20 protein-coding genes and 1 riboswitch are annotated in these 21762 nt (G+C 69.8%); of the genes, 16 read left to right on the forward strand and 4 right to left on the reverse strand.

Translation table 11 applies throughout. The features are described from left to right. Positions 1-201: 201 nt before the first annotated feature. The 10 genes from ACFUNE_RS21685 (at position 202) to ACFUNE_RS21730 (ending at position 10208) form a co-directional block, all read left to right on the forward strand. On the forward strand, positions 202-810 hold the full coding sequence (locus tag ACFUNE_RS21685; RefSeq protein ID WP_383570341.1) for a CDP-alcohol phosphatidyltransferase family protein: 609 nt from the start codon (positions 202-204) through the stop codon (positions 808-810). Between the two features lie 112 nt (positions 811-922). Next, positions 923-3418 (forward strand): sugar phosphate nucleotidyltransferase, encoded by a 2496-nt coding sequence (locus ACFUNE_RS21690; RefSeq protein WP_383570344.1) that lies wholly within the window; start codon positions 923-925, stop codon positions 3416-3418. A gap of 98 nt (positions 3419-3516) precedes the next feature. Further along, the gene (locus ACFUNE_RS21695) at positions 3517-4437 is read left to right on the forward strand and encodes a DUF881 domain-containing protein (RefSeq protein WP_383570347.1); all 921 of its coding nucleotides are present in this window, start codon (positions 3517-3519) and stop codon (positions 4435-4437) included. Further along, positions 4434-4766, forward strand: coding sequence for a small basic family protein (locus ACFUNE_RS21700; protein ID WP_003970459.1), 333 nt, complete (start codon positions 4434-4436; stop codon positions 4764-4766). Before ACFUNE_RS21695 ends, ACFUNE_RS21700 begins: the two co-directional genes overlap by 4 nt. A gap of 5 nt (positions 4767-4771) precedes the next feature. Then, positions 4772-5608 (forward strand): DUF881 domain-containing protein, encoded by an 837-nt coding sequence (locus ACFUNE_RS21705; protein WP_383570350.1) that lies wholly within the window; start codon positions 4772-4774, stop codon positions 5606-5608. Between the two features lie 190 nt (positions 5609-5798). After that, a complete protein-coding gene (locus tag ACFUNE_RS21710) occupies positions 5799-6587 on the forward strand; it encodes an FHA domain-containing protein (protein ID WP_383570353.1) in 789 nt (262 codons plus the stop codon). A gap of 40 nt (positions 6588-6627) precedes the next feature. Beyond that, on the forward strand, positions 6628-7362 hold the full coding sequence (locus ACFUNE_RS21715; protein WP_383570356.1) for a MerR family transcriptional regulator: 735 nt from the start codon (positions 6628-6630) through the stop codon (positions 7360-7362). A gap of 53 nt (positions 7363-7415) precedes the next feature. Then, positions 7416-7889, forward strand: a complete 474-nt coding sequence (locus tag ACFUNE_RS21720; RefSeq protein ID WP_006123076.1) for a bifunctional nuclease family protein — start codon at positions 7416-7418, stop codon at positions 7887-7889. A gap of 168 nt (positions 7890-8057) precedes the next feature. Next, on the forward strand, positions 8058-8675 hold the full coding sequence (locus ACFUNE_RS21725) for a MerR family transcriptional regulator (RefSeq protein ID WP_383570359.1): 618 nt from the start codon (positions 8058-8060) through the stop codon (positions 8673-8675). A gap of 75 nt (positions 8676-8750) precedes the next feature. Next, positions 8751-10208, forward strand: a complete 1458-nt coding sequence (locus ACFUNE_RS21730) for a DNA polymerase IV (RefSeq protein ID WP_383570362.1) — start codon at positions 8751-8753, stop codon at positions 10206-10208. Here ACFUNE_RS21730 and ACFUNE_RS21735 read toward each other — a convergent pair. Further along, positions 10130-10501: a PRC-barrel domain-containing protein gene (locus tag ACFUNE_RS21735; RefSeq protein ID WP_383570365.1), complete on the reverse strand. Its 372-nt coding sequence runs from the start codon at positions 10499-10501 to the stop codon at positions 10130-10132. The two genes, ACFUNE_RS21730 and ACFUNE_RS21735, sit on opposite strands and share 79 nt — an antisense overlap. 133 nt (positions 10502-10634) lie before the next feature. Beyond that, a riboswitch (glycine riboswitch) is annotated at positions 10635-10730 on the forward strand. 193 nt (positions 10731-10923) lie between these two features. Here ACFUNE_RS21735 and gcvP point away from each other — a divergent pair. Next, complete coding sequence (gene gcvP / locus ACFUNE_RS21740) at positions 10924-13809, forward strand: aminomethyl-transferring glycine dehydrogenase (protein ID WP_383570368.1); 2886 nt, start codon at positions 10924-10926, stop codon at positions 13807-13809. Positions 13810-13879: 70 nt separating this feature from the next. Here the strand turns inward: gcvP and ACFUNE_RS21745 are convergent, their stop codons facing one another. Next, positions 13880-14086, reverse strand: coding sequence for a DUF5999 family protein (locus ACFUNE_RS21745; RefSeq protein WP_383570371.1), 207 nt, complete (start codon positions 14084-14086; stop codon positions 13880-13882). A 289-nt stretch (positions 14087-14375) separates the two neighbouring features. After that, complete coding sequence (locus tag ACFUNE_RS21750) at positions 14376-14981, reverse strand: hypothetical protein (RefSeq protein WP_383570374.1); 606 nt, start codon at positions 14979-14981, stop codon at positions 14376-14378. A gap of 492 nt (positions 14982-15473) precedes the next feature. On the opposite strand from ACFUNE_RS21750, the gene ACFUNE_RS21755 reads away from it, so the two are divergent. Together ACFUNE_RS21755 and ACFUNE_RS21760 are read left to right on the forward strand one after the other, a co-directional pair. Further along, positions 15474-16979: a glutamate-cysteine ligase family protein gene (locus ACFUNE_RS21755; protein ID WP_383570377.1), complete on the forward strand. Its 1506-nt coding sequence runs from the start codon at positions 15474-15476 to the stop codon at positions 16977-16979. Positions 16980-17074: 95 nt separating this feature from the next. Continuing rightward, the gene (locus ACFUNE_RS21760; RefSeq protein WP_383570380.1) at positions 17075-17854 is read left to right on the forward strand and encodes a CPBP family intramembrane glutamic endopeptidase; all 780 of its coding nucleotides are present in this window, start codon (positions 17075-17077) and stop codon (positions 17852-17854) included. Between the two features lie 93 nt (positions 17855-17947). On the opposite strand, the gene ACFUNE_RS21765 is transcribed toward ACFUNE_RS21760, so the two are convergent. After that, a complete protein-coding gene (locus ACFUNE_RS21765) occupies positions 17948-18769 on the reverse strand; it encodes a PhzF family phenazine biosynthesis protein (RefSeq protein ID WP_383570383.1) in 822 nt (273 codons plus the stop codon). A gap of 411 nt (positions 18770-19180) precedes the next feature. Here ACFUNE_RS21765 and ACFUNE_RS21770 point away from each other — a divergent pair, with 411 nt between their 5' ends. The 3 genes from ACFUNE_RS21770 (at position 19181) to ACFUNE_RS21780 (ending at position 21649) form a co-directional block, all read left to right on the forward strand. Continuing rightward, positions 19181-19792: a PadR family transcriptional regulator gene (locus tag ACFUNE_RS21770; RefSeq protein WP_383570386.1), complete on the forward strand. Its 612-nt coding sequence runs from the start codon at positions 19181-19183 to the stop codon at positions 19790-19792. Between the two features lie 212 nt (positions 19793-20004). After that, positions 20005-20547, forward strand: coding sequence for a Clp protease N-terminal domain-containing protein (locus ACFUNE_RS21775; RefSeq protein ID WP_383570389.1), 543 nt, complete (start codon positions 20005-20007; stop codon positions 20545-20547). Between the two features lie 67 nt (positions 20548-20614). Then, positions 20615-21649: a DMT family transporter gene (locus ACFUNE_RS21780; RefSeq protein WP_383570392.1), complete on the forward strand. Its 1035-nt coding sequence runs from the start codon at positions 20615-20617 to the stop codon at positions 21647-21649. The last annotated feature ends 113 nt before the right edge of the window (positions 21650-21762 follow it).

Genomic DNA, 21762 nt, shown 5'->3' on the forward strand with positions numbered 1-21762 from the left:
CGCCGATGGTACTGCAGGGGGGACCCTGTGGGAGAGTAGGACGCCGCCGAACAATTATTCCGGGAAAGCCCCGTGCCCTTGTGGCACGGGGCTTTTCTGCGTTCCGGGTACCTCCGTCCGTACCCCTGTGCACCGGTGCTCGGATGCGGAGGGTAAGGTCAGGGGGCATCATTGGCACGTTCTTCACATGGAGGCCCCCGGGTGGAGGTCCAGGAGACTCGAGTTCAGACGGACCGAGTACTCACCATCCCCAACATCCTCAGCATGGCTCGTCTCGTCGGCGTACCGCTCTTCCTGTGGCTGATTCTTCGCCCCGTGTTCGGCGGGCCCAACAGCGATGGCTGGGCCCTGCTGGTACTGATGCTGAGCGGTGTCAGTGACTACCTCGACGGCAAGCTCGCGCGCCGGTGGAACCAGATCAGCAGTCTCGGCCGGCTCCTGGACCCGGCCGCGGACCGGCTCTACATTCTCTCGACCCTCGTCGGGCTCACCTGGCGGGAGATCCTGCCGCTCTGGCTTACGGCCGCGCTCCTCGCCCGTGAGCTGATGCTGCTCGTCATGGTGGGAATCCTTCGCCGACACGGCTATCCGCCGCCCCAGGTGAACTTCCTGGGGAAAGCTGCAACCTTCAACCTGATGTACGCCTTCCCCTTGTTGCTGCTCAGCGACGGAAGTGGTTGGCTTGCTTCGCTGGGCACCATTTTCGGATGGGCGTTCGCTGGATGGGGTACAACCCTCTATTGGTGGGCAGGAATCCTGTACGTGGTCCAAGTCCGCCGTCTGGTCAAGGCGGATGAAGCAGCCGATTAGCTCGTTGTTGTCGGAGCCGTGCAGTGTCGCCGGCCCGCACCGGATTCAGTGGTGCTGCCCCGACGGGTGAAGTCGGCCAGACCGTCGTCTCTTCGAGGAGGACGTTTCCGACATGAAGGCCGTCGTGATGGCAGGCGGTGAAGGCACCCGCCTTCGCCCCATGACCTCAAGCATGCCCAAGCCGCTCCTGCCCGTGGCCAATCGGCCGATCATGGAGCACGTGCTAAGGCTGCTCAAACGGCATGGGCTCAATGAGACCGTCGTTACCGTCCAGTTCCTCGCTTCCCTCGTCAAGAATTACTTCGGCGACGGCGAGGAACTCGGGATGGAGCTCAGTTATGCCAACGAGGAGAAGCCACTCGGTACCGCGGGAAGCGTCAAGAACGCCGAAGAGGCCCTGAAGGACGACACCTTCCTGGTCATCTCCGGCGATGCTCTCACCGACTTCGATCTCACCGACCTCATCGCCTTCCACAAGGAGAAGGGCGCACTTGTCACGGTGTGCCTGACCCGGGTCCCGAATCCTCTTGAATTCGGGATCACGATTGTGGACGAAGAAGGAAAGGTGGAGCGCTTCCTGGAGAAGCCGACCTGGGGCCAGGTCTTCTCGGACACGGTGAACACGGGCATCTACGTCATGGAGCCCGAGGTCTTCGACTATGTCCAGGCCGATACCTCGGTTGACTGGTCCGGCGATGTGTTCCCGCAGCTCATGAAGGACGGCAAGCCGATCTTCGGCTACATCGCCGAGGGCTACTGGGAAGACGTCGGTACGCACGAGAGCTATGTGAAGGCCCAGGCCGACGTGCTGGAGCGCAAGGTCGACGTCGAGCTCGACGGTTTCGAGATCTCGCCCGGTGTGTGGGTCGCGGAAGGCGCCGACGTACACCCCGACGCGGTACTGCGGGGGCCGCTGTACATCGGTGACTACGCCAAGATCGAAGCCGGTGCCGAGATTCGTGAGCACACCGTCGTCGGCTCCAACGTCGTCGTGAAATCCGGTGCCTTCCTCCACCGGGCCGTCGTGCACGACAACGTGTACATCGGTGAGCACAGCAACCTGCGCGGCTGCGTGATCGGCAAGAACACCGACATCATGCGGGCGTCGCGCATCGAGGACGGCGCCGTGATCGGCGACGAATGCCTGGTCGGTGAAGAATCGATCATTCAGGGCAACGTCCGGGTCTACCCGTTCAAGACCATCGAGGCAGGCGCCTTCGTCAACACCTCGGTCATCTGGGAGTCGCGCGGACAGGCGCACCTCTTCGGCGCCCGTGGTGTCTCGGGGATCCTGAACGTGGAGATCACTCCGGAGCTCGCCGTCCGGCTCGCCGGCGCCTACGCCACGACCCTGAAGAAGGGTGCGACGGTCACGACCGCCCGTGACCACTCGCGTGGTGCGCGCGCGCTGAAGAGAGCGGTCATCTCGGCTCTCCAGGCCAGCGCCATCGATGTCCGCGACCTGGAGAACGTGCCGCTGCCGGTAGCCCGTCAGCAGACCGCACGGGGCAGCGCCGGCGGAATCATGATCCGTACGTCTCCAGGGGTGCCGGACTCGGTCGACATCATGTTCTTCGACGAGCGGGGAGCCGATCTCTCCCAGGCACGCCAGAAGAAGCTGGACCGCGTCTACGCCCGTCAGGAATTCCGCCGGGCCTTCCCCGGTGAGATCGGCGACCTCCACTTCCCGTCGAGCGTCTTCGACTCCTACACCGGCTCCCTGCTTCGCAACGTCGACACGAGTGGCATCGCCGACGCGGGCCTCAAGGTGGTCGTGGACGCCTCCAACGGCAGCGCAGGGCTCGTCCTGCCGAGCCTGCTCGGGCGTCTGGGCGTGGACGCGCTGACGATCAACCCCGGTCTCGACGAATCCCGCCCCACCGAGTCCGCCGAGTCGCGGCGGGCCGGGCTGGTGCGCCTCGGAGAGATCGTGTCCTCGGCCCGGGCGGCCTTCGGGGTGCGGTTCGACCCCGTCGGCGAACGCCTCTCGCTCGTGGACGAGCGGGGCCGGATCATCGAGGACGACCGGGCACTGCTGGTCATGCTCGACCTCGTCGCGGCCGAGCGGAGGAGCGGACGGGTAGCCCTGCCGGTGACGACCACCCGTGTCGCCGAACAGGTCGCGGCCTACCACGGGACGCAGGTGGAGTGGACGACCACGTCCCCCGACGACCTGACGCGGGTGGGGCGCGAGGACGCCACCATCTTCGGCGGCGACGGTCGCGGCGGATTCATCATTCCCGAATTCAGCAGCGTCTTCGACGGCGCGGCGGCCTTCGTCAGGCTCATCGGCCTCGTGGCCCGGACACAGCTCACCCTCAGCCAGATCGACGCACGTATCCCGCGAGCCCATGTGCTGCGCCGCGACCTCGCCACGCCGTGGGCGGTCAAGGGGCTCGTCATGCGCCGGGTCGTGGAAGCGGCGGGGGACCGCAGCGTGGACACCACGGACGGAGTCCGCGTCGTCGAGACCGACGGCCGCTGGGTGATGGTGCTGCCCGACCGGGCGGAGGCGGTCACCCACCTGTGGGCGGAGGGCCCGGACGACGCCTCGGCACAGGCGCTGCTCGACGAGTGGGCGGCGATCGTGGACAGCGCCGGCGACTGAGCCACGTGACCGGCGTCCCGGAAGCCGCCCGGCACGGCTTCCGGGACGCCGGTGGGCCCATTCGGCGGCAGCAGGCATGACGTGCGACGATGTGCGGCATGTCGCAGCCGCCCCCCGATCGGAGTAGCGCCCCGCCGCGTCCTCGCCCCGACGCGTCCATGTCGCTGCTGACCACGGTGATGGAACACAGCCTCGACGAGGGATACGCCGAGGCCTCGGCGCGTCGCCGGTCCGAGGGCAGCGACGGGATGCCGCGCACCCTGAAGGCGAAGCTGGGTCTCGCCGCAGGCCTGGTGCTCGCCGCGCTCGTCGTGACGCTCGGTGCCGCCGAGGCGCAGGTGGCGGCACCGGTAGTCGCCAAGGAACGCGAGGAGCTCATCGACCGTGTGAACGCCGAGACCTCGACGGCGGACACGCTCCAGGCGGAGGTCGACGAGCTGCGCAAGGACGTCGGTGAGCGGCAGCGCAAGGCCCTCGAGGAACACGGCGGGGACCAGGGCGGTCTGGTGGCGCTCCTGTCCGGTGCGACCCCCGTCGAAGGCCCCGGGATCAAGCTGGTGGTGGACGACGCCGAGGACACCGACCAGGGCGGCGGCGGGCCGCGTGAGTCCACCGGCTTCGCCGACACCGGCCGGGTGCGCGACCGGGACATGCAGCGCGTGGTCAACGGGCTGTGGCAGTCCGGCGCCGAGGCGGTGGCCATCAACGGGCAGCGGCTCACGGCCCTCTCCGCGATCCGCGCGGCGGGCGACGCCATACTGGTCGACAACAGGCCGCTCGTGCCGCCGTACACGGTGCTCGCGGTGGGGGACGGGAAGAAGCTCGCCACGGCGTTCAAGGACAGTGCGGACGGCCAGTACCTGCAGGCGCTGCACGAGAGCTTCGACATCCGCACCAGCATCTCCGAGCAGGAGGAGGTGCGCCTTCCGGCCGCGCCCAGCCTGATCGTACGTACAGCAGAGCCTCAGGCCGCAGACACGGGCAGTGGTGCGGCAGACACAGGGAAGGGCACATCGTGATCGCCGTACTGGGCCTCGTCGTGGGAGTCGTGGTCGGACTGTTGGTCCGGCCCGAAGTGCCGGCGGTGGTCGAGCCCTACCTGCCGATCGCCGTGGTGGCCGCGCTCGACGCCGTCTTCGGTGGGCTCCGGGCCATGCTCGACGGGATCTTCGTGGACAAGGTCTTCGTCGTGTCGTTCCTGTCGAACGTCGTGGTGGCCGCGCTCATCGTCTTCCTCGGCGACAAGCTGGGCGTCGGCGCCCAGCTCTCCACCGGTGTGGTGGTCGTCCTGGGCATCCGCATCTTCTCCAACGCCGCGGCCATCCGACGCCACGTCTTCCGGGCGTGAGGCCGATGAACAACGGACAGAACCCGACCGGCCGACAGGGCCCCGGCCACGGGGAGCCCTCAGGCGCGCTTCCCGCCGAAGCACCCGCACCGGCGCCCTCCCCTCCTGACCGGGCCGAGGAGGTCTCCGGCCGTCAGCGGCTGCGCGCGGGCCTCTGGCCTCCGAGGGTGAGCAGGGCCCAACTCATCGTGGCCCTGCTGCTGTTCGTCCTCGGCCTGGGGCTGGCCATCCAGGTCAGGTCCAACAGCGACAACAGTGCCCTGCGCGGTGCCCGTCAGGAGGACCTGGTCCGCATCCTCGACGAGCTCGACAACCGCACCGAGCGTCTCGAGGACGAGAAGCAGCGCCTCGACGACCAGCGCACGGAGCTGGAGAACAGCTCCGACCAGGCGGAGGAGGCGCGTAAGCAGACGCTCGAGAAAGAGCGGCAGCTCGGTATCCTGGCAGGAACCGTGGCGGCGCACGGTCCGGGCATCACGCTGACCATCAGTGACCCGGGCGGCGCGGTCGAGGCCGACATGCTCCTCGACACCATCCAGGAGCTGCGCGCCGCGGGTGCGGAGGCGATCGAGGTCGACGGCGTGCGCGTGGTGGCCAACACGTACTTCTCCGGAGACGGGGGAGAACTGAGGGTGGACGGCCGGAGGATCGAGGCTCCTTACGAGTTCAAGGTCATCGGGAAGCCGCAGGACCTGGAACCGGCTCTGAACATCCCCGGCGGTGTGGTGCAGACGCTCGAGAAGGAGCAGGCCACAGCGGAGGTGACGCGTGCCGACGACATCGTCGTGGACGCCTTGCGGCCGGCGGAACAGCCTGATTACGCTCGGTCGTCGTCCCGGTGAGACGGCGGTGTGCGGGGCTCGGAGGACACGGGCACCGGGTTGCGGGGGGTCGGCGCAACGGATCGGTGACGCGTGGTGGAAACTGTCGGGTGGATACGGACGTTGTGAAGATGTCCGGGTCGGCAGGTGTGTTCATTCAGGGTTCGTCCTGCCCCACGGGCGGGTCTATTTCGGTCAAGGGGAAACGCCCGTGAAGTTGTTTGCGAAGTTGTTCGGAAAGAGCGCCCGCGAGGACAGCAACAGCGCTGCCCGCCACCGCGCTCCGCGTCAGGGCCAGGGCGCCGAGGAGCAGGGCTCGGAGCGCCCGCTCTTCCGCGACGAGGTGCAGGGACCCGCCGGTGGCACCGGCGCGTCGTCCGTTGACCCTGGAGGTGCAGGCCGCATAGGTTTCGGGGAACCATCAACCTCGAGTACGGGTGGAGGGTTCGCCCCCGCTCCGGAGGGCTCGTCCATGCCGGTTTGTACGAGGTGCGGGCATCAGAATGCCGAGGCCAGTCGTTTCTGCTCCAACTGCGGTGCGCCGCTCAGGGGCGGAGTGCCCGAGCGGGCCGCGGAGACGACCTCGACCATCTCGATCTCCGGCATCGAGGCATACGAGGCCGAGGTGACCGGCCAGACGGTCGTCCCCTCGCTCTCCCCGGAAGCGCAGGCCGCGGTCGACGCCCTTCCGGCGGGGTCCGCACTGCTGGTGGTCCGCCGCGGCCCGAACTCCGGCAGCCGCTTCCTGCTGGACGGCGACCTGACGACGGCCGGCCGTCACCCGCAGAGCGACATCTTCCTCGACGACGTGACCGTGTCGCGGCGTCATGTGGAGTTCCGCAGGAGCCCGGACGGTAGTTTCACCGTGGGTGACGTCGGCAGCCTCAACGGTACCTACGTCAACCGCGAGCGCATCGATTCCGTCGCGCTGACCAACGGCGACGAAGTCCAGATCGGGAAGTACCGACTGGTCTTCTACGCGAGCCAGCGGGGCGTGTGACCCTTCCCCGGACTCGTCCGGGGGACCCCCAGGAAGGTCCATGCTGCGAACACCGACAGGCGGTGCCGGCCACGGCACCGCCGCCGCGGGCGAGCGCGCGATGAGCATCGGTACGGTGCTGCTGCAGCTGCGCGACGAATTTCCCGAAGTCACGATCTCCAAGATCCGCTTCCTGGAGGCGGAGGGGCTCATCGAGCCCCAGCGGACGCCCTCGGGCTACCGGAAGTTCAGCACCGCCGACGTCGAGCGGCTGGCCCAGGTGCTCCGCATGCAGCGGGACCACTACCTGCCGCTCAAGGTCATCCGTGAGCACCTCGAAGCGCTCGCGCGCGGCGAGCAGGCGGCACTGCCGTCTGCCGGCGGGCAGGCCGACCCCGGCTGGGACCAGGAGCTGGGTGCGGCCACGGCGGCGCGTATCGGGCGCTCCGAGCTCCTCGCCGCCGCCGAGGCCACCGAGGAGCAGCTCGACGAGTGGGAGTCCTACGGGCTGATCGTGCCCGCCGCCGGGGGGAGCTACGACGCCGAGGCGGTGACCGTCGCGCGGCTCGTGGCGGACCTGGGCCGATTCGGCCTCGAGCCGCGGCATCTGCGTGCGGTCAAGGCAGCGGCGGAGCGTGAGGCGGGTCTGGTCGAGCAGGTGGTCGCACCCTTGCGCCGGCACCGGAATCCGCAGACCAGGGCACATGCGGAGGCGACCGCGAAGGAGCTCGCCGAGCTGTCCGTCCGGCTCCACGCCGCACTCGTCCAGACGGCGCTGAAGGTCAGTTTCCACTGACGGCGGAGGAGCCCGACTATCCAAACATGGCGGGCACGTCCTAGGGTTGCTGTGTGAACGAGCTCGACGTTGTGGGTGTCCGGGTGGAAATGCCCTCCAACCAACCGATCGTGCTCCTGCGTGAAGTGGGAGGCGACCGGTACCTCCCTATTTGGATCGGTCCTGGTGAGGCGACCGCGATCGCCTTCGCCCAGCAGGGCATGGCTCCGGCCAGGCCGCTGACCCATGATCTCTTCAAGGATGTGCTCGAGGCCGTCGGCCAGGAGCTCACGGAGGTCCGCATCACGGACCTCAGAGAAGGGGTCTTCTACGCGGAGCTGGTCTTTGCCAGCGGAGTCGAGGTGAGCGCGCGGCCGTCAGACGCCATAGCGCTCGCCCTGCGCACCGGTACGCCGATCTACGGCAGTGACGGGGTGCTGGACGACGCCGGTATCGCCATCCCGGACGAGCAGGAGGACGAGGTGGAGAAGTTCCGCGAGTTCCTCGACCAGATCTCGCCCGAGGACTTCGGCACGAACAGTCAGTGACCGTCCTTCGGGGGCTGCGCCAGCGCATCCGACAAGCCGTTCCCGGTATTCAGTCACGGGAAACCACCCTCAGGGTGATTATCACTCGGCGTGCCGAGTGTGGCGATCGTTGACGCACCCCTGGTGACTGCCTACCTTCGAGGTGGCAGGTCAAGGACGGAGGTCGGCGTGAGAATCAGCGGCGACGGTACGGCTGCGGGTGGGTCGTACCGGCAGCACGGCAGTGCGGCCGACCACTCCATCAGACAGCCGGTTCAGCCGGCGGTGGTGGCGGGGGACGGTGTGGCAGCGGCAGGGGATATCGGCTACCGGGGGCCGACAGCGTGCGCGGCGGCCGGGATCACCTACCGACAGCTCGACTACTGGGCGCGTACGGGGCTCGTGGAGCCGAGCGTACGTCCCGCGTACGGGTCGGGGACTCAACGTCTCTACAGCTTCCGGGACGTGGTTCTGCTCAAGATCGTCAAGCGGTTCCTGGATACGGGGGTCGCTCTTCAGAACATCCGCACCACCGTGCAGCACCTCAGAGCCCGCGGTTTCACGGATCTGGATCGGATGACCCTGATGAGTGACGGGGCGACGGTCTACGAGTGCTCCTCGCCGGACGAGGTCGTGAATCTGCTCCAGGGCGGCCAGGGCGTCTTCGGTATCGCGGTCGGGGTCGTCTGGCGCGATGTCGACGCGGCGCTGTCCCAGCTCCATGGAGAGCGTGTCGACACGGGGGAGACGCTGATCGGCCCCAACCCGGCCGACGAGCTGGCACGGCGGCGCAATCGCGCTGGCTGAGTCACCGGGGCAGGGCGGCACGGCGCGTGCGCCGGGTGGGGCGGTTGTCAGTGGCATAGGGCAGCATCGGTCCGTGTGAGAGCCGCGCCCACCATTCTGCATCTGGACATGGATGCCTTCTACGCCTCTGCGGAGCAGGCGGCGAAGCCCAGCCTGCGGGGCCGACCCGTGGTGGTGGGCGGCATCGGGACGCGCGGCGTCGTCGCCACCGCGTCGTACGAGGCGCGGAAGCTGGGAGTGCACTCGGCGATGCCGACGGCACAGGCGCGGCGGCTCGCGCCCAACGCCGCGTACCTGGTCCCGCGCTTCGCGCTCTACCGGACGGTGAGCGACCAGGTGATGGAGCTCCTCGGGCGGCTGTCACCGCTCGTCGAGCCGCTGAGCCTGGACGAGGCCTTCGTGGATCTGGAGGCCGGCGGGGTCGCCGACGACTCGGCGTCCGCCCGCGTGGTCGGTGAGCAGCTGCGCACGGTGATCAGGGCTGTCACGGGACTCAGTGGTTCGGTCGGCCTGGCCGGTTCCAAGATGCTGGCCAAGATCGCCTCCGAGGAGGCGAAGCCGGACGGGCTGCTGCTGATCGAGCCCGGAACCGAGCGCGAGCTCCTGGCGCCGATGCCGGTACGGATCCTCCCGGGTGTGGGGCCCGCCACCGGCGACCACCTGCGACGCGCCGGCATGACCCTCGTCAGCCACCTGGACGAGGCGGGCGAGGCGGAGCTCGTGCGCCTGCTGGGCAAGGCACACGGTGTCGCGCTCCACCGCATGGCGCGGGGCTACGACGACCGCCCCGTCGTCGCCGAGAGGGACGCCAAGTCCGTGTCGGTCGAGGACACCTTCGACGTGGACCTGCACGACCGCGTGCGGGTCAGGGCGGAGGTGGAGCGGCTGGCGGGCCGGTGCGTGCGGCGGCTGCGGGAGGCGGGACGGTCCGGACGGACCGTGGTGCTCAAGGTGCGCCGCTACGACTTCTCTACGCTCACCAGGTCGGAGACCCTGCGCGGCCCCACCGACGACCCCACGGTGGTCCGGGAGGCCGCCCAGCGGCTTCTGGAGGCCGTGGACACGACCGGCGGAGTCAGGCTGCTCGGAGTCGGCGTCACCGGGCTGGCGGACTTCACGCAGGAGGACCTGTTCGCGCAGGCCGCCGAGGCCGAGCACGCCGCCGAGGAGTCCGCCGCCGATGCCCCGGACCGGCAGGACGGCGCCATGGAGGGGGGCGCCGCGGCGACCGTCAGGGAGGGCGGGGAGCAGCCGGCGTCGCGGCGCTGGCCGGCGGGACACGACGTACGGCACGAGGTGCACGGACACGGCTGGGTCCAGGGCAGTGGCGTCGGCCGGGTCACGGTGCGCTTCGAGGAGCCGTGGACGGCGCCCGGCCGGGTGCGCACGTTCCGCATCGACGATCCGCAGCTGCGTCCCGCAGAACCGCTTCCCCTCGTGCGGGATCCGGCGGACTACTCCTCGTGGCCGGCCAGCTTGCCGAAGTCCCTGTCGGGCGCGGTCCCGGCGGAGGGGGAGGAGTCCAGTCCGTAATGCCGGTACAGCTGCAGTTCCTGTTCGGGAGAGAGGTGGCGGCCCACGCCGAAGTCGGGCGCGTCCTTGATCAGGGCCCGTTCGAAGGGGATCTGAAGCGCCCCGTCGACGAATTCGCTCGGCTCCAGCGGGACGAACGCGTCCCTGGTGAAGAGACCGGTGCGCACGGCGGCCCACTCGGGCACCCCGGTGGCATCGTCGAGATAGACCTCGTCCACCGTCCCGATCTTGGCACCTTGACGGTCGAAGGCCTTACGGCCGATCAGGCTGCGCGGATCGATGTCGGTCTGCACGGTGCCTCCCACTGGTCACAACTGCATCAGGTGGTCGCGACTGCTCCACAGGCTCTACGAAAGGCCAGATCCGGACGGTCGGCCACTCGAGACGGCCCGCGCCGACCCCGCTGGTAGGCTGGAACACGGCTGCTGACCCTGTGCGGGAGAGTCCTCCGGAGCGATCCGGGGGCGCCGAAGGAGCAACTCCTCCCCGGAATCTCTCAGGCCCCCGTACCGCACGGACGAGGTCACTCTGGAAAGCAGGTCGGGATCCGTACGGCACGTGCCGCCACGGGTGTCGCCCTCACCGACGGTGAAAGCCGGTATGCCTCAGGGCGTGCCGGTGAAGCTCTCAGGTCGAGATGACAGATGGGGAGGCCGTTAGGGCAGCCACGCCGTGGCGCCCCTCGCAGGTCGTGGCAGACCAGGAGGCCTCCATCATGACCCCCCGTCGCACTCCGCTCTCCCAGCTGGAGCAGGGCATTCCGTTCGAGCAGCGCCACATCGGGCCCGATGCCGGGGCGCAGGCGAAGATGCTCGCCCAGGTCGGCTACGGCTCCCTCGACGAGCTCACCGCAGCCGCGGTGCCCGACGTGATCAGGAGTGCCGAGGCGCTGGACCTCCCCTCGGCCCGCACCGAGGCCGAGGTCCTGGCCGAGCTGCGGAGCCTCGCCGACCGCAACCAGGTGCTCGCACCGATGATCGGCCTGGGCTACTACGGCACGTTCACCCCGCCGGTGATCCTGCGCAACGTCATGGAGAACCCCGCCTGGTACACGGCCTACACGCCGTACCAGCCGGAGATCTCCCAGGGGCGGCTCGAGGCCCTCCTGAACTTCCAGACGATGGTCGCCGACCTCACCGGACTGCCCACCTCGGGTGCGTCGCTCCTCGACGAGGGCACGGCCGCCGCCGAGGCCATGGCGCTGGCGCGACGCGTGGGCAAGGTGAAGGACGGTGTCTTCCTGGTCGACGCCGACACCCTGCCGCAGACCATCGCGGTGATCGAGACCCGCGCGGAGCCGACCGGTGTCGAGGTGGTCGTCGCCGACCTCACCGACGGAATCCCGGCGGAGGTCGCGGAGCGCGGCGTCTTCGGGGTGCTGCTCCAGTACCCGGGCGCCTCCGGCGCCGTACGCGACCTGAAGCCCGTCATCGAGCAGGCTCACGAGCTGGGCGCGATCGTCTCCGTCGCTGCCGACCTGCTGGCCCTGACGCTGCTCACCTCGCCCGGCGAGCTGGGCGCGGACATCGCCGTCGGCACCACCCAGCGCTTCGGTGTCCCGATGGGCTTCGGCGGACCGCACGCCGGCTTCATGGCCGTACGCGAGAAGTTCGCCCGCAGTCTGCCCGGCCGCCTCGTCGGTGTCTCCGTCGACGCCGACGGCAACAAGGCCTACCGCCTGGCGCTGCAGACCCGCGAGCAGCACATCCGGCGCGAGAAGGCCACCAGCAACATCTGCACCGCCCAGGTGCTGCTCGCCGTCATGGCCGGCATGTACGCCGTCTACCACGGCCCCGACGGGCTGCGGACGATCGCCGGGCGTACCCACCGGTTCGCAGCCATCCTCGCCGAGGGGCTGCGAGCCTCCGGCACCGAGGTCGTGCACGGCGCATACTTCGACACCCTCACCGTCCGTGTGCCGGGCAAGGCCGCCGAGGTGGTCGCCGACGCGCGCGAGCGCGGGGTGAACCTGCGCCTCGTCGACGCCGACCAGGTCTCCGTGGCCTGTGACGAGACCACCACGCGCAGCCAGGTCGCGGCGGTCTGGGCCGCCTTCGGGGCCGGCGGCGACATCGAGGCGCTGGACGCCGAGGCCGCAGACGTGCTGCCCGAAGGACTGCTGCGCACCGACGCCGTCCTCACCCACCCGGTCTTCCACCAGCACCGTTCCGAGACGGCCATGCTGCGCTACCTGCGCAAGCTCGCCGACCGTGACTACGCGCTGGACCGCGGCATGATCCCGCTCGGCTCCTGCACCATGAAGCTCAACGCCACCGCGGAGATGGAATCGATCACCTGGCCCGAATTCGGCGCCCTGCACCCCTTCGCGCCGGCCGAGCAGGCACAGGGCTTCCTCACCCTCATCCGTGAGCTGGAGGAGCGTCTTGCCGAGGTCACCGGTTACGACGCCGTCTCCATCCAGCCCAACGCGGGCTCGCAGGGCGAATTCGCCGGACTGCTGGCCGTGCGCGCGTACCACCGGGCCAACGGCGAGCACGGACGCACCGTCTGCCTGATCCCGTCCTCCGCGCACGGCACCAACGCCGCGAGCGCCGTGATGGCCGGCATGAAGGTCGTCGTGGTGAAGACCGCGGACGACGGTGAGGTCGACATAGAGGATCTCCGGGCGAAGATCGCGACCCACCGCGACGAGCTCGCCGTCCTCATGATCACCTACCCCTCCACCCACGGTGTCTTCGAGGAGCACGTCGCCGACATCTGCGGTGAGGTGCACGAGGCCGGTGGCCAGGTGTACGTGGACGGTGCCAACCTCAACGCCCTGGTCGGTCTCGCCAAGCCGGGCCATTTCGGTGGCGACGTCTCCCACCTGAACCTGCACAAGACGTTCTGCATCCCGCACGGTGGCGGCGGTCCCGGCGTCGGCCCGGTCGGAGTGCGTGCCCACCTGGCGCCGTACCTCCCCAACCACCCCCTCCAGCCCGCGGCGGGTCCGGAGACCGGCGTCGGCCCGATCTCGGCCGCCCCGTGGGGCTCGGCAGGCATCCTGCCGATCTCGTGGGCCTACGTACGCCTGATGGGTGGGGAGGGCCTGAAGCGCGCGACGCAGGTCGCCGTACTCGCGGCCAACTACGTCGCCAAGCGCCTCGAACCGCACTTCCCGATCCTGTACAACGGCCCGGCCGGTCTGGTCGCGCACGAGTGCATCGTGGACCTGCGGCCCATCTCCAAGGCGACGGGCGTCAGCATCGACGACATCGCGAAGCGGCTGATCGACTACGGGTTCCACTCGCCGACCATGTCGTTCCCGGTGGCCGGGACGCTGATGATCGAGCCGACGGAGAGCGAGGACCTCGCCGAGCTCGACCGGTTCTGCGACACGATGATCGCCATTCGAGGCGAGATCGACAAGGTGGCCTCCGGCGAGTGGGGACCGGACGACAACCCGCTGCGCAACGCCCCGCACACGGCCGCGGCGCTCGGTGGCGAATGGGACCACGCCTACACCCGTGAGGAGGCGGTCTTCCCGGCCGGCGTCTCGCCCTCGGACAAGTACTGGCCGCCGGTGCGCCGCATCGACGGGGCCTTCGGCGACCGCAACCTGGTCTGCTCCTGCCCGCCGCTGGACGCGTACGACCAGTAGGCACGCGGACACGCGTCGGGGCCGGTGCGGAGAGTCCTCCGGGCCGGCCCCCGTGTTCCGTCCGCCGCGGTCAGGCGGCCTTCATCACCTGACCGCTCTTCAGCGGGCGGTGAGGGGCGATGATCTGCCCGTCCGGGAGCAGCTCGCCGGTGTCCTCGAAGAGCAGGACGCCGTTGCACAGGAGGCTCCAGCCCTGTTCCGGGTGGTGGGCCATCAGGCGTGCGGCTTCCCGGTCGTTGGAGTCGGAGGTCGGGCAGAGTGGCTGGTGCTGGCACATGGATGGGTTCTTTCGCTGCGTCGATTCGAGTGTCCTGCGGCTGGACGATGTGTTCATGGCCGCCCCCGTATCAAGTCGGTCCGGTCCCAGTGTTGCCCTACGGGCGCCTCTCCGCAGGGATTTCGCGGCAGCTGCTCTTCTCCTCCCATGACGCATCACCCGGCCGGACGGTTCAACGCAACTGCACTGTCCGTTCGGATGGTTCGGGGTGACCTGACCGGACTAGTCCGGACGGGTACGGACGCGCCCCCGCCGAGGAGCTCGGCAGGGGCGCGTGAGGGCGGAGGGGTCAGGCGGGCGATCCGAGGAGGCCCGGGAGCTCGGGAAGGGGCGCCGGGGTGAGACGCAGTGTCATGACCGGGAGCAGGTCCGCGACCCGGTGGGGGCGGTGGGCCGTGATCCCCGGAGGTGCGGGTGCCAGGGGCACCAGCACGTCGGTCGGTGCGAGCGTGCCGCCGCCGGCGTCGGCCTCCGTGTCGTGGTGCAGCCACAGCGTGAGCATGTACAGCTCGGGCACCGAGAGCAGCCGCGGCTGGTAGGGCGTCGTCGTCGACTCCGCCTGGCGTACGGCGAGTTCGGTGGAGGTGACGTACGGGCCCTCGAAGAAGTGCGAGAAGGTCCAGCCGTCGGCGGTGAGCATGGTGTCCGCGGCGGCCACGGCGCGTTCGCCGCTGCGGATCAGGAAGCGCCAGCCGGCGAGGCGGGTGCGCGGTGCGGCGTCGTTCGGCACGATCCGGTCCAGTACGTGGACGGGGAGCGGGAGTTCGGGGCTCAGCGATCCCTGGACGGACCGGAGAGCGGGCGTATGGGCCTCGCGGACTGCGGTGGGAGAACCGAGTGCCGCGAGAACGCTGCGCAGAGCAGGCGCTGGGGCCGGAGAAACATGCAGCGGCATAGTGGGTCGCCTCTCACTTCGGAGACACGGTGGTGCATGGGCGGGTGCAGACGGCGCTGTCGGCGTGCGGGGCCAGAGGAAGGCCGGTGACGGGGCGGACGGGCCGATGCGTCAACTCTCTGCCTCGTTCGCAGAGTTTATACGACAAATGTTCACACGATGTTTCGGCTAGCCGTCCCGCGTATTGCCCGCAAGGCGGATTCGAGTCTTTGAATCGCGTCTTTTCTGTGCATTCGGGTCGCTCCCGACCCCTGTCGCCAGGTACTTTCCCGATGCGGCGGTAGGCTCAAACTCATCGGTGTTTCCGCTGCGCAACTCCACCCTGCACCCTGCATATGCCCCATGCCTTCGGAATGTGCCTCCGGCTCCGGTCGACAGACTACTGGGCACCCGTGGGGCGTGGGGGCGTTACGGATCATCTCGTCGGGGCATTATCGATCGTGATACGAGCGGCCTGTGCCGCGGGCCGCCCACTCGAGGAGGGACCCTTCGATGGGCGAGAAGGTCGTGGCGGGTGCCTTTGCCCCGTCCGATCGGCAGGCGTACCGCGAGAAGCTCACCCAGTGCCTGACCGGGCTGGAGAGGCTCCTGTCGGAGCGTAGGTTCGATCGGCCCAGGAATCTCATGGGCCTGGAGATCGAGCTGAATCTCGCGGGTTCGGACGGCATGCCGAGGATGCGGAATGCGGAGGTGCTGCAACGCATCGCCAGCCGGGATTTCCAGACCGAGCTGGGGATGTTCAATCTGGAAGTGAATATTCTTCCCCACCGGCTGAGCGGCCGGGTATTCGATCAGCTGGCCGAGGAGCTGCGTACGGGTCTCGCATATGCCCACCGGAAGGCCGCCGAGGTCGACGCCGGGATCGTGATGATCGGCATCCTGCCGACCCTCGGACGGGACGACGTGGTATCGGCGAACCTGTCGGACGTCGATCGTTACACGCTCCTCAACGACCAAATGGCGGCCGCGCGCGGCGAGGAATTCGTCCTCGATATCGAAGGTGTCGAGCGATTGGTCTCGACCTCTGCCTCCATTGCCCCCGAGTCGGCCTGCACATCCGTCCAGCTGCACCTGCAGGTGACGCCGGACCGTTTCGCCGACGTCTGGAACGCGGCGCAGGCCATCGCCTCCGTGCAGATCGCTCTCGGGGCCAACTCTCCCTTCCTGTTCGGCAAGGAGCTGTGGCGCGAGTCGAGGCCACCGCTGTTCCAGCAGGCCACGGACGTGCGACCGCCCGAGCTCCGGAACCAGGGGGTGCGTCCCAGGACCTGGTTCGGGGAGCGGTGGATCGGTTCGGCGTACGAGCTCTTCGAGGAGAACGTGCGCTACTACCCGCCCCTGCTGCCGATCCGCGACGACGAGGACCCGCTGCGGGTCCTCGACGAGGGCGGGGTACCGGCTCTGGCCGAACTCGTCCTGCACAACGGTACGGTCTACCGGTGGAACCGGCCGGTCTACGGGGTGGCCGACGGCGTACCCCATCTGCGGGTGGAGAACAGGGTCCTGCCCGCCGGTCCCTCGGTCGTCGATGTGATCGCCAACGCCGCCTTCTACTACGGGCTGGTGCGCGCGCTCGCTGACGACTCCCGGCCGGTGTGGACCAGACTGCCCTTCGAGGCGGCGGCCGAGAACTTCGACGCCGCCTGCCGCCACGGTATCGAGGCCGAACTGCTCTGGCCGCGCCCCGGCCGCTCGGGTGGCGTCGCCAAGGTGCCCGCGGTGAAGCTCGTACGGGACGAACTGCTTCCGCTCGCGGCGGCCGGGCTCGACGCCTGGAACATCGAGCCCTCGGACCGTGACCGCTACCTCGGCGTCATCGAGGAGCGCTGCAGGCTCCGCACGAACGGCGCCTCCTGGCAGGTCGACACCTACCACCGTGCCCTGGAGGCGGGGCTCGAACGGGAGGGGGCGCTGGCGGCCACCACGCGGCGCTACGGCGAGCTGATGCAGGCGGGTGAACCGGTGCACACCTGGCCCGTGGGCTTCCCCGCCCCCTGAGGAGGAGGCCGCCCGGTGTCCGGCCTCCGCGACGCCGTCGGGCAAGCTATGAGGACGCATGGCTGACGGCAGATGTACAGGTGGAGGCGGGGCGCGTGGCTGAATCCATTCCTCACGAGGGGGTGCCCCGGCGGATCCTCCGCTCGGAGACGCTGCTCGTGCTGGCTCTCTCACTCGGGGCCAGCGGGGTGTCCGCCCTGATCAGCTTCATCGGCTCGCTGACGAAACCGGGGGGCCTCAAGGACCAGGCCGCGACCCTGAACGGGTCGTACGCCCCGGGGCGTCCTTGGCTGGACCTGGCGTGGCAGCTGTTCGGCATCGCTTCGGCTCTGGTGCCGGTCGCGCTGGTGGCGCATCTGCTGTTCCGGGAAGGGGCCGGCCTGCGCACCCTCGGCCTCGACCGCACCCGGCCGTGGCCGGACCTCGGCCGGGGCACCCTCGTGGCGGCGGGGATCGGCAGCGCGGGGCTGGCGTTCTACCTGGCGGCCCGTGCCGGGGGGTTCAACCTGACGGTGGTCCCCGAGTCCCTGCCCGAGGTGTGGTGGAAGTTCCCGGTACTGATCCTCTCCGCGGTGCAGAACTCCCTCCTGGAGGAAGTCGTCGTCGTGGGCTATCTGCTCCGGCGGCTCGGGCAGTTGGGATGGACACCGATGGCCGCCCTGGTCGCCAGCTCCGTGCTGCGCGGTTCGTACCACCTGTACCAGGGGATCGGCGGCTTCATCGGGAACATGGTCATGGGCGTCGTCTTCGTGCTGCTGTACAGGCGCTGGGGCCGCGTCGGTCCGCTGGTCGTCGCGCATGCCCTGCTCGACATCGGGGCGTTCGTCGGATACGCGCTGCTCGCGGGGAAGGTGGGGTGGCTGCCCACACCGTGAGGCCGCCCGTCCCGTGAGGGGACCTCCCCTGTGAGGGGCCCGCCCGGTGGGGCGGGCCCCTCACGCGCGTTCGGTGTCCGGCCCCTGCTCCGCTCAGAGCCCTGCGAGCAACTCGCCGTCGATGACCGTGACGGCGCTGCCGGTGAGCAGCGTACGTTCACCGCGCAGCGAGGTACGGACGAAACCGGAGCGGGCGGACGCCTGCAGCCCGGTGAGGTCGTCGCGGCCCAACCTGGCCGACCAGAAGGGTGCCAGGGCCGTGTGGGCGCTGCCGGTCACCGGGTCCTCGTCGATGCCGAGCCCGGGGAAGATGCCGCGCGACACGAAGTCGTACCCGCTCGCGGGGTCCGCGGACGCCGCCGTGGCGATGACGCCCCGTCGGGAGCAGGCGGTGAGCGCGCGGAAGTCCGGACGCAGGGCGCGCACGGTGGCCTCGTCGGCCAGTTCCACCAGCAGGTCGCCTATGTGGTCCCCCGTGTCGTGGACGGAGAGGGGAGACGCGCCGAGCGCCTCCGCCAGCCCGGCGGGGGCCGGCTCGGGGGTCAGCGGCGCCGTCGGGAAGTCCAGCGTCAGGGTGCCGTCCTCGTGCGCCGTGGTGCGCAGGACACCGGAGCGGCTCGCGTAGCTCACCGTGCCGTGGGCGACTCCCGTGGTGTGAAGCACATGGGCGGTGGCAAGGGTCGCGTGCCCGCAGAAGTCGACCTCGGCGGTCGGGGTGAACCAGCGCAGAGCCCAGTCGGCCTCACCGCCCGGCGGCAGGGGATGGGCGAAGGCGGTCTCCGCGAGGTTGACCTCGGAGGCGACGAGCTGGAGGCGGTCCGCCCCGGGGAAGGCGCCGGAGTCCAGGATCACGACTCCCGCGGGGTTGCCGGAGAAGGGGCGGTCGGTGAACGCGTCGACGATGCGGATCTTCATGGGGCCGACCGTAGGGGCGCGGTTCCGTGCGGTCCAAGGCCAATTCCGGATGCGCGGCCCGAGGGTCCGACGGAGGGAAACCGGGCGGGGCGCCCTGCCGTACCTCTTCCACCGGGCGGGGCGCCCTACCGCACCTCTTCCACCGGTACGACGACGCGTGACGCGGACCTCGTCCGCGCGGACTCGCACCGGACCGGCTGCACCACCTCCGGTCTGTCCCGCCTCGTCGCGGGCCGGTGCAGTCACCCGAGCCTCCGCGAGCATCCGGCCGGTGGCTTCCTCCGGTCATGACTGTCGTCTGCTCGCACAGCGGGCAGTGCCTTGCCAGGCGATAGCTTCCGATATATCGTTGAGGCATCGCGACAGTTCCAAGAAGAGTCGCGACATCACTATGCAGAGAGGAGCGCAGTCATGCGTTCACATGGACACGACCACGAATGCGGCCCCGGGCGCCGAGGTGCCGGCAGGGGAGACTTCGAAGGCGGCCGCCCCGCGTTCGGACCGTTCGGACCGCCCTTCGGCGGTGGACCGTTCGGCGGCGGACCCTTCGGTGGCGGACGCGGCCGGGGAGGCGGCCGGGGAAGGGCGAGGCGCGGTGACGTACGCGCGTCGATCCTCGCCCTGCTCAAGGACCGCTCGATGCACGGGTACGAGATGATCCAGGAGATCGGCGAGCGCAGCGGCGGGGCCTGGAAGCCCAGCCCCGGCTCGGTGTACCCCACCCTTCAGCTGCTGGAGGACGAGGGTTTGATCGTCAGTGCCAGCGAGGGCGGCAAGAAGCTGTTCACGCTGACCGACCTCGGTCGCGGCGAGGCCGAATCCGGCCCCGAAGCCCCCTGGGAAGAGGCGGGGCGCGGTGTCGACTGGGAGGGCGTGAACGAGATCCGGCAGGCCGGCTTCGGTCTGATGGAGGCGTTCGGCCAGGTGTGGAAGACCGGCTCGGCCGACCAGCGGCAGAAGGCCCTCGCGGTGATCAACGAGACCCGCAAGAAGCTGTATCTGATCCTCGCCGACGAGCACTGAGCCGTGCTGCACGCGAGAGCGGAGAAGGGCCCCGGTGTCGGGGCCCTTTTTCTGTCCCCCGCACGCCCCGTCGCGCAGGCGTCCCGGAGGCGCACCGGGGGCGTCCTCATCCCTGGGGATGAGGACGCCCCCGGTGGTCCCCGCCTTTCGCGGGATGGCGGATGGGCCGCTCCGGGGATGTTTTCGCTCACGCGGACTGATGAGGTGGAGACGTGCAATTCCGGACGTCGAAGATTCCCGAACAAGCCGCGCCGGCCCACCCGTGGGCCGGTGCCGGGCTGAGTGACGCGATGACCGCGGTGACGACCGGTGCGCGCAGGCGGGCGGTGCGCGACGGGGACCGCCACGTGGACACCGCACACCTCCTGCACTCGCTCGTCGAGTCCGACCCCGAGGTCCGCGAGGTCTTCGACGGCGGACCGCAGCTGGCCAGGGTGCTCGGATATCTCGTGCAGCGCAGCATCGGATACGGCCTCCGCTGGCAGGGGACCCAGGAGGACTCGGGCGGGTTCCCGGCGGTCAGGGAACCCGGGGGTGAGGGGTGGTCACCCTCGGCCGAGGCGGCGATGGACCGCGCGGTCGGTGCCGCGCTCCTGCGCGGTGGGCGTCATGCGGACGGCCTCGATCTGCTCGCGGCCCTCGTCGCCGATCCACGATGTCGTGCGGTCGAGGTGCTGGAGCGGGCCGGCGTCGAGGCCGGACGACTGGGGGCCCGCGCCGCGGACCGGACGGCCGCGAAGCGCGCCCAGAGGTGATCATGAACACGCGGAGGTCAGGTGTGACGGGGGTGACGCTGCTGACGCCTGCTGCCATGATGTGCCGATGCACGCGTCTCAGAGGAGAAGTGCCGGTCTGGGCCTGGCCCTTGTCTCGGCCTTCGCATTCGGTGGTTCAGGAGTGGCGGCCAAGCCGCTGATCGAAGCGGGGCTGGACCCGCTGCACGTGGTGTGGCTGCGCGTGGCAGGAGCTGCCCTCCTCATGCTGCCGGTCGCATGGCGTCATCGGAACCTCGTGCGGGAGCGGCCTGTCCTGCTGGCCGGCTTCGGGCTGTTCGCCGTGGCAGGGGTGCAGGCCTTCTACTTCGCCTCGATCTCCCGCATCCCGGTCGGCGTCGCCCTGCTCATCGAATACCTGGCGCCCGCTCTCGTCCTCGGCTGGGTGCGTTTCGTGCAGCGCCGGCCGGTCACCCGCGCCGCGGCGGCCGGTGTGGTGCTGGCGGTCGGCGGCCTCGCCTGTGTGGTCGAGGTGTGGGCGGGCCTGACCTTCGACGTGGTGGGCCTGCTGCTCGCCCTGGGCGCGGCGTGCTGCCAGGTGGGCTACTTCGTCCTCTCGGACCAGGGCGCCGGGCACGGCGGCACGGCGGACGCCGAACCTCCGCATCCCGTAGGGGTGATCGCGTACGGACTGCTGGCCGGTACGGCCGTGCTCACGGTGGTGGCCAGGCCCTGGGCCATGGAGTGGACGGTGCTCGGCGGGGGCGCGGAGATGGACGGGCGTCACGTGCCCGCGTGGCTCCTGCTCGGCTGGATCGTGCTGCTCGCGACGGTGCTCGCGTACGTCACCGGTGTGGTGTCGGTGCGCCTGCTCTCGCCCCAGGTCGCGGGCGTCGTCGCGTGCCTCGAAGCGGTCATCGCGACCGTACTGGCCTGGGTGCTGCTGGGTGAGCACCTCTCCGCACCGCAGCTCGTGGGCGGGGGAGTGGTGCTGATCGGCGCCTTCATCGCGCAGTCGTCCGCGCCCCGGCCGGCGTCGGGGCCGGTGGCATCGGGCCCGGGTGCGCCTGCCGAGGGGACGACGGGGGCGCACGAGCCTGCGGGCACCGGGGGAGAGTTGTCCCGGCCTCCGGGCCCGTCGTAGGCTGTCGATCATGCCGCAGACCGTACTTCCGCCCCCCGCCGCCTAGCGCGAGGCGGCCACTCCGGACGAAGACCGGGCTCGGGTACGCCCCGAGCGGTTCGTCGCTGCCCGCG

Source organism: Streptomyces sp. NPDC057287 (genome assembly GCF_042667905.1).
Lineage (GTDB): Bacteria > Actinomycetota > Actinomycetes > Streptomycetales > Streptomycetaceae > Streptomyces.

Excerpts from the sequence above, each read along its gene's own strand:
- ACFUNE_RS21755 (WP_383570377.1), top strand. The coding sequence starts at position 15,474 with ATGGGCGAGAAGGTCGTGGCGGGTGCCTTTGCCCCGTCCGATCGGCAG.
- ACFUNE_RS21705 (WP_383570350.1), top strand. The coding sequence starts at position 4,772 with ATGAACAACGGACAGAACCCGACCGGCCGACAGGGCCCCGGCCACGGG.
- ACFUNE_RS21750 (WP_383570374.1), bottom strand. The coding sequence starts at position 14,981 with ATGCCGCTGCATGTTTCTCCGGCCCCAGCGCCTGCTCTGCGCAGCGTT.
- ACFUNE_RS21745 (WP_383570371.1), bottom strand. The coding sequence starts at position 14,086 with ATGTGCCAGCACCAGCCACTCTGCCCGACCTCCGACTCCAACGACCGG.
- gcvP (WP_383570368.1), top strand. The coding sequence starts at position 10,924 with ATGACCCCCCGTCGCACTCCGCTCTCCCAGCTGGAGCAGGGCATTCCG.
- ACFUNE_RS21690 (WP_383570344.1), top strand. The coding sequence starts at position 923 with ATGAAGGCCGTCGTGATGGCAGGCGGTGAAGGCACCCGCCTTCGCCCC.
- ACFUNE_RS21715 (WP_383570356.1), top strand. The coding sequence starts at position 6,628 with ATGCTGCGAACACCGACAGGCGGTGCCGGCCACGGCACCGCCGCCGCG.
- ACFUNE_RS21780 (WP_383570392.1), top strand. The coding sequence starts at position 20,615 with ATGCACGCGTCTCAGAGGAGAAGTGCCGGTCTGGGCCTGGCCCTTGTC.
- ACFUNE_RS21770 (WP_383570386.1), top strand. The coding sequence starts at position 19,181 with ATGCGTTCACATGGACACGACCACGAATGCGGCCCCGGGCGCCGAGGT.
- ACFUNE_RS21765 (WP_383570383.1), bottom strand. The coding sequence starts at position 18,769 with ATGAAGATCCGCATCGTCGACGCGTTCACCGACCGCCCCTTCTCCGGC.
- ACFUNE_RS21695 (WP_383570347.1), top strand. The coding sequence starts at position 3,517 with ATGTCGCAGCCGCCCCCCGATCGGAGTAGCGCCCCGCCGCGTCCTCGC.